10 protein-coding genes are annotated in these 12,170 nt (G+C 63.5%); 3 read left to right on the top strand and 7 right to left on the bottom strand.

Annotated elements, in window-relative coordinates; genetic code table 11:
* Nucleotides 1-3: 3 nt before the first annotated feature.
* The 5 genes from JHD73_RS23400 to JHD73_RS23380 form a co-directional block, all read right to left on the bottom strand.
* The gene (locus JHD73_RS23400; RefSeq protein ID WP_199032571.1) at nucleotides 4-1,080 is read right to left on the bottom strand and encodes an ABC transporter ATP-binding protein; all 1,077 of its coding nucleotides are present in this window, start codon (nucleotides 1,078-1,080) and stop codon (nucleotides 4-6) included.
* The gene (locus JHD73_RS23395) at nucleotides 1,073-2,884 is read right to left on the bottom strand and encodes an iron ABC transporter permease (protein ID WP_199032570.1); all 1,812 of its coding nucleotides are present in this window, start codon (nucleotides 2,882-2,884) and stop codon (nucleotides 1,073-1,075) included. The genes JHD73_RS23400 and JHD73_RS23395 overlap by 8 nt, the downstream gene beginning before the upstream one ends.
* Before the next feature lie 88 nt (nucleotides 2,885-2,972).
* Entirely contained in the window at nucleotides 2,973-4,079 is a 1,107-nt protein-coding gene (locus JHD73_RS23390) for an ABC transporter substrate-binding protein (protein ID WP_199032569.1), read from the bottom strand.
* 124 nt (nucleotides 4,080-4,203) lie between these two features.
* Entirely contained in the window at nucleotides 4,204-5,724 is a 1,521-nt protein-coding gene (locus tag JHD73_RS23385) for a sensor histidine kinase (RefSeq protein WP_199032568.1), read from the bottom strand.
* Nucleotides 5,721-6,425, bottom strand: a complete 705-nt coding sequence (locus tag JHD73_RS23380) for a response regulator (RefSeq protein ID WP_199032567.1) — start codon at nucleotides 6,423-6,425, stop codon at nucleotides 5,721-5,723. The genes JHD73_RS23385 and JHD73_RS23380 overlap by 4 nt, the downstream gene beginning before the upstream one ends.
* Before the next feature lie 109 nt (nucleotides 6,426-6,534).
* On the opposite strand from JHD73_RS23380, the gene JHD73_RS23375 reads away from it, so the two are divergent.
* Both JHD73_RS23375 and JHD73_RS23370 read left to right on the top strand, forming a co-directional pair.
* Entirely contained in the window at nucleotides 6,535-7,677 is a 1,143-nt protein-coding gene (locus JHD73_RS23375) for an ABC transporter substrate-binding protein (RefSeq protein WP_199032566.1), read from the top strand.
* Nucleotides 7,678-8,012: 335 nt separating this feature from the next.
* Nucleotides 8,013-9,158 (top strand): porin, encoded by a 1,146-nt coding sequence (locus JHD73_RS23370; protein ID WP_199032565.1) that lies wholly within the window; start codon nucleotides 8,013-8,015, stop codon nucleotides 9,156-9,158.
* Nucleotides 9,159-9,626: 468 nt separating this feature from the next.
* Here JHD73_RS23370 and JHD73_RS23365 read toward each other — a convergent pair whose 3' ends face one another.
* Nucleotides 9,627-10,838 carry a Do family serine endopeptidase gene (locus JHD73_RS23365; protein WP_199032564.1) on the bottom strand — a complete coding sequence of 404 codons (1,212 nt, stop codon included), beginning with the start codon at nucleotides 10,836-10,838 and terminating at the stop codon, nucleotides 9,627-9,629.
* Between the two features lie 19 nt (nucleotides 10,839-10,857).
* Between JHD73_RS23365 and JHD73_RS23360 the strand changes: the two genes are divergently transcribed.
* Nucleotides 10,858-11,604: a Nif3-like dinuclear metal center hexameric protein gene (locus JHD73_RS23360; RefSeq protein WP_199032563.1), complete on the top strand. Its 747-nt coding sequence runs from the start codon at nucleotides 10,858-10,860 to the stop codon at nucleotides 11,602-11,604.
* Between the two features lie 15 nt (nucleotides 11,605-11,619).
* On the opposite strand, the gene mscL is transcribed toward JHD73_RS23360, so the two are convergent.
* Nucleotides 11,620-12,051: a large conductance mechanosensitive channel protein MscL gene (gene mscL, locus JHD73_RS23355; RefSeq protein ID WP_199032562.1), complete on the bottom strand. Its 432-nt coding sequence runs from the start codon at nucleotides 12,049-12,051 to the stop codon at nucleotides 11,620-11,622.
* Nucleotides 12,052-12,170 lie beyond the last annotated feature (119 nt).

The following is a 12,170-nucleotide window of genomic DNA, read 5'->3' as shown; positions in this document are numbered from 1 at the left end:
CGCTTATGCCGCGTACAACCAGAACTGCTCGCGTGGGAAGGTCAGCGCGTACTGGCCATCGCTCGGAGCGCTGCTGGCGTAGGCGCGCAGGCCAGTGCCCGTCGCACCGCTGGCGCGGAACAGGCATTCCCAGCGGTCACCCAAATACATGCGCGTGGCCAGTGGCAGGTGGATCGTGTTGTCGGCGTTGTCTTGGCCGACACGCACCTGCTCCAGGCGGATCACGCCGTGGGCCGACGCACCCGGCTTCAGATCCCCGCGCGCCACGCCCCACAGCGACCAGCCGCCCGCCTCGTCCACCAGCCGGGCCATGCCGTCGCGCACCTCGGCAATCTTGCCGTTGACGCGGTTGTTGCTGCCCATGAACTCGGCGGTGAAGAGCGTTTGTGGCGCGCCGTACATCTCTTCGGGCGTACCTTGCTGTTCGATCACGCCGTTGTTCAGCAGCAGGATGCGGTCGGACATGGCCATCGCTTCGCTCTGGTCGTGCGTGACCATCAGCGCCGAGAGGCCCAGGCGCACGATCAGCTCGCGCAGGAAGGCGCGGGCTTCTTCACGCAGCTTGGCGTCGAGGTTGGAGAGCGGCTCGTCGAGCAGGATCACGGGCGGGTTGTAGACCAGCGCTCGGGCAATCGCCACGCGCTGCTGCTGGCCGCCGGAGAGCTGGCTCGGAAAGCGCTCGCCCAGATGGCCGAGGCCCAGTTGCTGCAGCACGGCCTGCACGCGTTCCTTGATCTGTGCGGCGGGCGTCTTGCGCAGCTTGAGCGGGTAGGCGACGTTTTCGGCGACGGTCTTGTGCGGCCACAGCGCGTAGGACTGGAACACCAGGCCCAGGTTGCGCCCCTCGGCCGGCACGTCGAGCTTCTTGGCGCCGTCGAACATGACGCGATCGCCGATCTTCACGGTACCTTGGCTGGCCTGTTCCAGGCCGGCGACGGCGCGCAGCAGTGTGGTCTTGCCCGAACCCGACGGGCCCAGCAGCGAGACAACCTCGCCCTTCTGCAACTGCATCGAAACACCCTTGAGAACCGGGTTGGTGCCGTACTGCAGGTGCAGGTCGTTGACGGTGAGTTCAATCATGGAGTTTCACCCCGAAGCGCAGTGCAATGCCGAGGCCGACGGCCACCAGCACAATGTTGACGAAGGACAGCGCGGCGACGATATCGATGGCGCCGCCCGCCCACAGAGAGACAAGCATCGAGCCGATCGTCTCGGTGCCCGGCGAGAGCAGGTACACACCGGTCGAGTACTCGCGCTCGAAAATCAGGAAGATCAGCAGCCACGCGCCAAGCAGGCCGTAGCGCGTGAGCGGCACGGTCACATCGCGTGTCGTGCGGGCGCGGGTGGCACCCACCGAGCGTGCCGCTTCTTCCAGTTCGGGGCCGACCTGCAGCAGTGCGGCCGAGATTAATCGCAGGCCGTAGGCCATCCACACCACCGTGTAGGCAATCCACACGCTGAAGATCGTGCTGCGCAGGTCGCGCAGGCTCGGCACGATGTTCTCGATGATCCAGTTGGCGAAGGGCAGGCCGCTGTCGGTCAGGCCGGTTTCGATCCAGTTCGGCACGAACAGGAACACCCACAGGAAGGCGAGACCGGCCAGCAGGCCCGGCACCGCACGCGGCACCAGCACGCTGTAATCGAGGAAACGCGTCCAGCCGTCCGGCTTGCGGTGCATGGCCAGACCGATGCAGGTGTAGCACGCCACCGCAATCGCACCGCCGATCACGCCGATCAGCACCGTGTTAACCATGGCGCGCAGGAACTGCGGCTGCTCGAAGATCTGCTGGAACGCCGTGGTCGAGAACGCTTCCACCAACGATACGCCTTCACCCCAGTTCGACACGAAGGCGCGCAGCGCGATGCCCGAGAGCGGTACCACCACCGTGACGAAGAACCAGAACACGACGATCGCCCACGCGGGCCAGCGCCACTTGCCCAGCGGCAGCGGGCGGCTGCGCGTGACCTTGCCTTTGACGGTGACGAAGCGGTTGGCCGACTTCAGCATGTAGCGCTGCAGCAGCACCAGCGGGAAGGTCACCATCACCAGACAGACCGCTACGGCTGCCATCAGGTGATAGGCCGGCGTGCCGAGCTTGTTGGTCAGCTTGTACAGATACGTGGCCAGCACCAGGTGGCCTTCCGGATCGCCCAGCACCAGCACCAAGCCGAACACCTCGAAGCCCAGGAAGGTCACCAGCACGGCTGCATACAGCAGGGCGGGGCGCACCATCGGCAAGCTCACGTTGAGCGCCACCGACAGCGGCGATGCACCGGCGATGCGCGCGGCTTCTTCCACATCGGAGCCCAGGCTGCGCAGTGCCGACGAGACATACAGGTACACGTGCGGCACGTGCGTCAGGCCAGCAATGATGATGATGCTGGTGAACGAGTACACGTTCCACGGCGCACCACCAAACACGTGCTTGAACCACACCGTGTAGAAGCCCACGGGGCCAGCCGAGACCACGTAGCCGAAGGCCAGCACCATCGGCGAGACAAACACCGGGATCATCAGCATCGGCTCAAGGATGCGGCGGCCGGGCAGGTCCGAACGCACCATCAGGAACGCCAGGATGCCGCCCAGCGGCACCGAAATCGCCGCCAGGCCAAAGGCCAGCGCAGCCGACTTTTCAAAGGCGTGCCAGAAATCCGAATCCGTAAAGATGAAGCGATACGCATCCAGCCCCGCCAGCGCGTCCGGCATAAAGAACGGCGCGGAGAGGAAGCTCTGGTAGAAGATCAGCGCCAGCGGCGTGAAAATCGCCAGCGCGGTAAGCAGGATGACCACGCCGCGCGGCAAAGCCTGTCCCACACGCGTCCAGGGCGAGCGCTTGAGGGAGACTTCCGAAGCGGCGGCACGGTCTTGCGCTAGGGAACGCATGGTGCCTCCAGGAGGGGCCGGCGCCAGAGTCGGATGGCGCCGGCAGGTCGGTCAGATGAGAGGAATCGTGATTCCGCTAGTCAGCAGATCAACGGCCGGCGGCGGTGCGCCATTGCTTGATGAAGTCCAGGCGCTTCTTCGGCTCCAGGAACGTCAGGATCGACTCGTCCACCGGGATCGGCTTGATCGAGTTGCCGAGAATCTTCTTCAGGCCGGCAGCGGTGGCTTCGCCCGTCACGTCGTCACGCAGCGAGTGCAGGTCCGACTTGTTGGCGAGGATGTCCTGGCCGCGCTTGGACAGGATGTAGTCCAGCCACAGCTTGGCGGCGTTCGGGTTCTTCGCCTTCTTGGCGATCATCGCCACGCGTGAGACCACCAGCGTGTAGTCCTTCGGATAGACGATGCCGATCGACGGGTCCTTCTTGGCGCGCGCAATCGCGTACGAACCGAGGATGTTGTAGGCCACCAGGTTTTCGCCCGAGGCCACACGCTCCATCATCGTGCCGGTGGACGACTGCAGCACCAGGTTCGGGCCCACGGCCTTGACGAAGTCGAAGTACTGCGGCGAATCCAGGTTGTCCTGCGCGGCCATCATGAAGCCCACGGCAGACTTCTCGATGTCGTACGTCGTGACCTTGTTCTTGAAACGCTCGGGCTGGCTGCTGACCAGCTTGGCGAAATCGGCGTGCGTTTGCGGTACTTCCGAATCCTTGATCAGGCGCTTGTTGTACAGGAACACGGCCGGCTCGTACGTCGTGCCGTAAGCCAGGCCCTTGTGGACGGCCCACGTCGGCAGATGCGGCACTTCGGGCGAGTCGTACTTCAGCGCGTAGGTCTGCGCGAGCTTGAGCTGCGAGTCCATCGACGAGTTCCACATCATGTCGGCCGAGGCGCCGCCGGCGGCCTGCTCGCTGATGAAGCGGTTGTACAGCTCGCTGCTGTTCATGTCGTTGTACTCGACCTTCACGCCGGGGTAGAGCGACTCGAAATCCTTGATGAGCGGATCGGCGGCCTTGGTATCGGTCGTGGCGTAGACCACCACCTTGCCTTCCTTCTTGGCGGCGGCAATGGTGTCGGCGTAGCTGGCGGGGTAGCCAGCCGGGACTTGCGCGAGTGCAGCGGTGCTGAGGGTCAGAGCGGCAGCTGCAATCGAAACGAGAGCGGCGTGCGCGGGCACAAAGCGGCCACGAAGCATGGGTTTGTCTCCTGTTTGCTTAGGTGTCGTGGGGCCGGCTACTTATGGCTTGATGCGTGTAGCTCGGACGGATGGCCCCAGGTGCGGCGCAGTATAGAAGTCGCGCGCTTTCGCCACGCTTTCATTAAAGCTGCTGCGTTGCAGCATGCTCAGGAGACGTTGTCGATGGCGTGAGCGGTACGCGAATCCGCGCTGACAAGCCCACGCCGCCATGCCCGTTCGGCTCACCATCGGCCAGCTCGATTTGCCCGCCACTGCGCCCCGCATAAGCCCGCGCGATCGCCAATCCCAGGCCTGAACCCTCTGCAGCGTAGCGTGCATCCTTCGGCGCGCTTTTGGGTTTACCCGCACGACCACCGCCTTCATGTGCACGGCGGAATCGCTGAAACGCGTGCGCGCGTTCGTCGGCGCTCATGCCGGGGCCGGTGTCGTCCACGCAGACGAGCGCGGTGTCGCCGTCGGCAATGGCACGCACGGTGATGCGTCCACCAGCGGGTGTGTAGCGGATCGCGTTGTGTACGAGATTGGACAGCGCCTCACGCAGGAAGGCGGGGTAGCCCGTGACGGACAGGGTTGCAGCGAGCCCTGCATCGTCCCAGCCGAGATCCTGCTGCTTTTCGCGCGCCAGCGGCAAGGCGTCGACCACCACATCGCGCGCCAGCTCGCCCAGGTCGAACGTCTCGGCCGGTGCGTCCTGCCCTGCGTGCCGCGCACGGGCGAGCGCGAGCAACTGCGAGGTCAGCCGGTTGGTCGACTGCAACCGCGCGATGATCGCCGTGAGGCTTTCACGCACGCGCACCGGGTCGGTCTCGCGCAGCGCGTACTCGGCCTGCGTGAGCAGCACGGCCAGCGGCGTGCGCATCTGATGCGATGCATCGGCGAGGAACTGGCTCTGTGCTTCCGCCAGTTCTGCGTAGCGCTGGATGTGGTGGTTGATCGCTTGCACCAGCGGGCGCACCTCGGCGGGTACGTCTGCGGCATCGAGCGGCCGCAAGTCGTCAGAAGCGCGGACTGCGATGCTGCGCGCCAGGCGATTCAGCGGACGCAGCGCCACGGTCACGCCCAGCCACAGCAGCGCGGCGCTCACGACCACCAGCGCTGCATCGCGCAGCAGGGTGCCGCGCCAGACGGCCTGTTGCAGCGCGCGCCGCGTCTCGATGGTCTCGGCCACCTGGATCACGATGCGCGCCGGCAGCCCCGGTTGATACAGCGGCTTGGCGACGGCGGCCACGCGCACCGGCTCACCGTGATACAGCGCGTCGTAGAAAAACTCGGTGTCGTTCTCCAGGCGCGTGGCGGGCAGCGGCAGGTCGTCATACCCGGTGAGCGCGGCCTCCGGAGGCTTGCCCGGTGCGGGCTCGAAGGCGACGCGGTAATAGACGCTGCTCTGCGCGGTCGACTCGAACATCGACAGCGCAACGTACGGCACGTTGACCTGCACCTGCCCGCGCTCGATCGTCACGCCGTTCTCGATGGCGCGCACCGAGCCGAGCAGGGCGCGGTCGTACGCGCGATCGGTGGCGCTGCGCAGCGCCTGGTACGCGCTCACGATGTCGATTGCCAGCACGCCGATCAACCCGGGCAGCAGCAGCCACAGCAGCGTGAGTTTCAGGCTGCGTGGCAGCAGGGCAAGCCGTTGCGTCATGAGACGGTGTTGTCGCCGACGGTGCTGGCGTCACTTGTGCCGGCTTCGAGCATGTAGCCCAGGCCGCGCACGGTGACAATCTGCACGCCCGTGCCTGCCAGCTTCTTGCGCAGGCGGTGCACGACCACCTCCACGGCGTCAGGGCTTGAATCGCTGTCCAGATTGAAGACCTTGTCGAACAGATGCACCTTGGCGATCGGCTGACCGGTCTTGTGCAGCAGTGCCGACAGTGCAGCGTGCTCGCGCGGCGTGAGCGAGAGCGGCTCGCCTGACAGCAGGAACGCCTTGCGCCCGGTATCGAACTCCAGCGGCCCGCAGCGCAGGCGCGGGAAGGCCCGGCCACGGCTACGCCGGATCAGGGCCATCAGCCGCGCTTCCAGCTCGGACAGTGCGAACGGTTTGGTGAGGAAGTCATCCGCGCCGGCGTTGAGACCGCGCACACGCTCATCCAGCGCACCCTGCGCCGTCAGGATCAACACCGGCGTCCGGTCATCCCGCGCACGCATGTCGGCCAGTACGGCAAAGCCGTCCTTGCGCGGCAGGCGCAGGTCCAGCACCACCGCGTCAAATTCTCCGGAGCCGAGGAAGGCCTCAGCAATCACGCCATCGGCTGCGCGCTCGATCACGAAGCCGCTTTGCGCCAGCGCGCGCGCCAGCCATGCCGCCAATTCGTCCTCATCCTCCACCAGCAAGATCCGCATCGGGTGTCTCTCAATATCGTTCTGTGTGCTTTTTCATGATAATGCGTGCGGCCTGTATCTCGATTACACCGTCGAATCACACCAACCTCATGGATGCGGGCTGATCTGCATGTCGTCCACCCCAAATTCCCGTCGCCGCTGGCTGTGCCAGACCGCTGCATTACTGGCCGCGGGGGGCGCCGTTTCGCTTGAGGGTCATGCGCAATGGCTGGCGAGCGCCGCGCCCGAATTGCCCTCGTATTACCCGCGCGACTACGGCGCGATGATCGACGCCGCCCGGCAAGAAGGCCGGGTCACGGTCTACTCGACGACGGACTTTGCCGCCGCGCACCCGCTCATCCGCGCATTCGAGGCACGTTATCCCGGCATCACCGTCGACTACCGCGAGCAAAACAGCGACGACATCTACCGACGCTTCCTCGCAGAACTGGCCTCCAAGTCGCCCGGCGCCGACGTCGTGTGGAGCTCGGCGATGCCCGAGCAATTCAAGCTCGTCAACGATGGCCATGCGCTGTCATATGCATCACCCGAGCGGCCGTACCTGCCGTCATGGGCCATTTGGAAGAACGAGGCCTACGGCACGAGCTACGAGCCAGTCGTCTTCGTCTACAACGCGCGCCAGTTGTCCGCCGATCTGGTGCCCTCCACGCACGCCGATTTCGCCCGCATTCTCAACGGCCATCGCGACTTGCTGCGCGGCCGCGTTGCCGCATACGACATCGAGCACTCGGGCTCCGCCTTCCTTTTTGCCGCCGAAGATGCGCGCACCTCCCCCGTGTTCTGGGATGTTGCCCGGGCATTGGGTGGCGTCAACGTCAACCTGTACATCACGACGGCCGCCATGCTCGAGCGCGTGGCCTCAGGCGAGAGCCTGCTCGCCTACGACGTGATCGGCTCGTACGCCGCCCGCTACGCCGATCGCAATCCCGCGCTCGCCATCAAGATGCCGACCGACTACACGCTGGTCGCCACCCGCGTCGCCTTCATCGCTCGCCGCGCTGCCCGACCGAACGCTGCGCGCCTGTGGCTCGACTTCATGCTCTCGCGCGACGGCCAGAGTGTGATGGCCGACCGCGCATTCCTTTTCTCGCTGCGCCAGGACGTCGAGACCGGGCTGACGGCCAAGCGTCTGCTCGCCGAACTGGGTAACACGCATCGGCCCATTCCAGTCGGCCCGGGTTTACTCGCCCATCAAGATCAGCTGCGTCGTGCCGATTTCCTGAGGAGATGGCGCGCCGCGCTGGGTCGCTGAGAAAAAGAGATCCATCAGCCTCTTTTAGTGTTGGCGTGGCGAGAAGACGACAAATTCTGTCGACACCCGGGTGACAAAAATGGGGCGTTACCAGCCCCGACAATTGCCCGCCAACCCCCGCGCCATCGCGCAAAAAGCCGCTCCAGCCCCCCATCCAAAGGGGGCTGCGCCGTGTTGCCCATGAGCAACAACTTGGCCGCAAATCGCCTCCCAGAGCCAAAAAGGGTTTCCGGAATCTGTCAACGCTGGCCCATAATGCCGACAGACGTGAGGTATCTGCGTCGTCCATAAGGACAGTCAAGATTTCCCAATCAGTTGACAAGGAAAGTGTCGATATGAAGATGAAACTGTTTGCAGCTGCTGTTGCAGCTCTGGCCGCCGGTGGCGCCTATGCACAATCCTCCGTGACCCTGTACGGCGTGGTCGACGCTGGTGTCGAGTGGGTGAATAAGGCCCCGGTCGGCGCGACTGCGACGAACCCGGCAGGTACTTCGGGTGCTTCGCGCGTTGCAATGCAATCGGGCAACCTGTCCGGTTCGCGTTGGGGCCTGCGTGGCGTTGAAGACCTGGGCGGTGGCCTGAAGGGTATCTTCAACCTGGAAAGCGGCTTCAACCTGGATACCGGCGCGTCGGCTCAAAATAGCCGACTGTTCGGTCGTAATGCTTACGTCGGTCTGCAAGGCCAGTGGGGTCAGCTGACTCTGGGTCGTCAGCAAAACCTGCTGTACGACTTCTCGCTGATCTATGACCCGATGGCAATCGCCTCGCGTTACTCGCTGGCTTCGCAAGACCAGTATTTCTCGGGTCGTGCAGACAACGCTGTGAAGTACATTGGCACGTTTGGTGGCCTGAGCGTTTCGGCTCTGTACTCGTTCATGCGTGATGGTCAGGAAATTGCTGGCTCGAGCAAGACCGGTCGTGAGTGGAGCCTGGGCGCTAACTACGCTGCTGGTCCGTTCGGCCTGGGCGTGGTTTATGATCAGTCCAACACCACCTCGACGGCTGCTGCTGCTGCTGACAACAAGGAACAGCGCGCCACGATCGCTGGTACGTATGCCTTCGGCCCGGCCAAGCTGTTCGCTGGCTACCGTTGGTACAAGACGAACTACGCAGTTGTGACGGGTAGCGGCAACCTGCGCTCGAACCTGTACTGGGCTGGCCTGGGTTACCAAGCTACTCCGGCTCTGTCGCTGACGGGTACGGCTTACTACCAACAGTTCAAGAACAGCGGTACGGGTAACCCGTGGCTGTTCGTGGTCGGCACCGACTACGCTCTGTCGAAGCGCACCGACGCGTACTTCAACGTTGCTTACGCGAAGAACAGCAGCGGTTCGGCTCTGGGCGTTGCTGGTTTCAACGACATCGCTGGTCCGGGTACGCAGAACTCCAGCTCTGGCACCAACGGCTCGCAGATCTTCTCGGGTCCGAACAACACCAATAATCAGTTGGGTGCAGTGGTTGGTATCCGCCACAAGTTCTAATTTGACGCGCTCGTAAGAGCGTATCGAATTAAACGGTTAAACGCCGATCCCGAAAGGGGTCGGCGTTTTTCTTTGTGTGGGCGATTCGTGTTGCGACAGATTGGCCTGAGTGGCGCAGCAACGAAGATGGTTGGTGGTTTCTGCCACCGGATGCGGGGTGGGTCCACTCACGGAAACCCACGAGGATTGCGGGCCGAGTACGGGGTGTGGTCTTGCCTGCGCAAGCGTGAGTTGACTGGCCTGCAGCCATGCTTCAGTTGCGATGGAGCAGCGCCATCGCGCGGGGCGTGATGTGAAGCGGGGCGCCTGCGCCTTGGGTGGGGCGGTGCTCTGGGACGGGGGGGCGGGGGCTGGTTGTCCGAGCGAAGGCGTTCACTTTCCCGGCTACGCTGCACCTCCATGCGGCGATACCAATGGAAAACGGCGGCACATTGGCCGCCGTTTGCGTGTTTTCACTACGAACTCTGCTTACTGCTCTTCTTCATCCTGAGAAGGCATCGGTACGTTGCGTCGTGTCGGTACCGGACGCTTGCCGACGACAATTGTGAGTTCAACTGCCTTACCCTTGCGCGACACGGCCACCTTGGCTTCCGCGCCAGGCTTGAGTTGAGCAATGCTATTAAGCAGCGCGGTCGTGTCAGAGATCGGTTCGCCATTCACGCTGGTGAGGATATCACCGGGGCGCAGGCCAGCCCTATCGGCTGGTCCTCCTTGGACCACAGCGGCAATCAGTGCGCCATCCTTGCGTGACAGGCTGAATGATTCCGCAATCTCCGGTGTCACGTCCTGTGGTTCAACGCCGATCCAGCCGCGCACCACACCGCCCGTCGAGATGATGGATTCCATCACCTGCTTGGCCACCGATACCGGAATTGCAAAGCCGATCCCCAGCGAGCCGCCCGAACGCGAATAGATGGCGGTATTGATGCCGACCAGGTTGCCGTCCGCGTCGACCAGTGCGCCGCCTGAGTTGCCAGGGTTGATCGCCGCGTCGGTCTGGATGAAGTTCTCGAACGTGTTGATGCCCAGGTGGCTGCGGCCCAGCGCCGAAACGATGCCCATGGTGACCGTCTGACCCACACCAAACGGGTTGCCGATGGCGAGCACCACATCGCCGACGCGCACATTTTCCAGGCGCCCGAGCGTAATGGCGGGCAGGTTGGGCAGATCGATTTTCAGAACGGCCAGGTCAGTTTCCGGATCGGAGCCGACCACCTTGGCATTGGCTTTGCGGCCGTCGGTGAGGGCCACCTCGATCTCGTCAGCGCCGTCCACGACATGGTGGTTCGTTAGAATGTAGCCTTCCGAGCTGACAATCACGCCCGAGCCCAGGCTAGCCGTCGGCTCCTGGCGTTGCTCAGGGGCGCGGTCGCCGAAGAAGAAGCGGAACCACGGGTCTGTGCTGGCCTGTGGGTTGCTGTTGCGCTTCGGGGCGTTCTTGCTGCTGAAGATGTTGACCACCGCCGGCATCGCCACCTTGGCGGCTTCCGCGTAGGAGTTGCTGGAGGTGCCGCCGTGGCCGATCGGCGCGACCTCTTTCAGTGCGACGATGGGCGAGCCGGACTGCACAGCCATCTTGCCCCGCTGCAGCCACTCGGGCTTGAGGGTAGCAATCACAAACCAGACGGCCAGCACGACCGTGACGGCTTGTGCAAAAAACAGCCAAAAGCGGCGCAACATAGGGCGAAATTGAGTCGAAATGGATCGAAAAGAACTTGAATTGTACTTGAACGACCTGTTGCAAGCGGCTCGTTTTCGGGACTATTGCCCGAATGGTCTGCAAGTGCAGGGTCGCGAAGACGTCACCCACATTGTGACGGGGGTCACCGCCAGTTTGGCGTTGATCGAGGCGGCTATCGATGCGCGTGCGGATGCCATCCTCGTGCATCATGGCTACTTCTGGAAGGGAGAGGACGCCCGTATCGTGAGTCAGAAGCACGCCCGTCTGAAGCGGCTTCTTGCGAACGACCTGAATCTCTTCGCGTACCACCTGCCGCTGGATGCGCACCCAGTGTTCGGCAACAACGCGCAACTGGGCGCCTTGCTAGGCATCGAGCCCAAGGGGCGCTTCGGTGATGATGAGCTGGGTTGGACTGGCGTGTTGCCTCAAGCGACCACGCTAGCGGCTTTTGCCGAAACTGTTGCAGCTCGGCTGAATCGAGTCCCACTGGTGCTTGGCGAAGCCGATCGGCCGGTGCGTACGGTCGGTTGGTGTACGGGTGGCGCGCAGGGCTGGTTTGACGCGGCGGTGGCGGCCGGAGTGGACGTCTACCTGAGTGGCGAGGCATCCGAGCAGACCACGCATTTGGCGCGCGAATCCGGTGTGGCCTACATCGGGGCGGGCCATCACGCCACCGAGCGCGGTGGCGTGCAGGCCCTCGGCAACCACCTCGCTGAGCGCTTTGGCCTGCGTCACACCTTCATCGATATTCCGAATCCTGTGTGACGCAGTGCGTGCCGATTAACCCTTGGTCTTCAGGCTGTCTCGGATTTCGCGCAGCAGCACAATGTCTTCCGGCGTTGCTGGGGCGGCTTCGGGTGCCTTGTTGGCCTCGGTCACACGCGTGATGGCGCGCACCATCAGAAACACGATAAACGCCAGGATCAGGAAGTTGACCGCCACGGTAATGAAGTTGCCGTAGGCGAAGACCGGCACACCCGCCTTCTTCAGGTCGGCCAACGTCTGCGGCACGCCCGCGGGGGCATCCGCAAGCTGGATGTACAGATTCGAGAAATCGAGCTTGCCGATGATGCGGCCGATCAGCGGCATGATCAGATCATTGACCAGCGAGTCGACGATCTTGCCGAACGCCGCACCGATGATTACACCGACTGCCAGGTCGATGACGTTGCCGCGCATCGCGAATTTTTTGAAGTCTTGCACAAGTGCCATCGGTTTTCTCCGGATTGTTTGATTCGACACAAACGGTCAAGCTGTGGATCGGTTGACCTGAATTGTTGAAAGCGAGTTTATAGGAGACACTCCGAAACCGCGCTGGCACTGGGCTGGCG

Source organism: Ralstonia sp. ASV6 (assembly GCF_016429285.1).
GTDB classification, from domain to species: domain Bacteria; phylum Pseudomonadota; class Gammaproteobacteria; order Burkholderiales; family Burkholderiaceae; genus Ralstonia; species Ralstonia flaminis.
The sequence above is the reverse complement of the archived record's forward strand: the minus strand, read 5'-3'. Positions and strand labels throughout refer to the sequence as shown.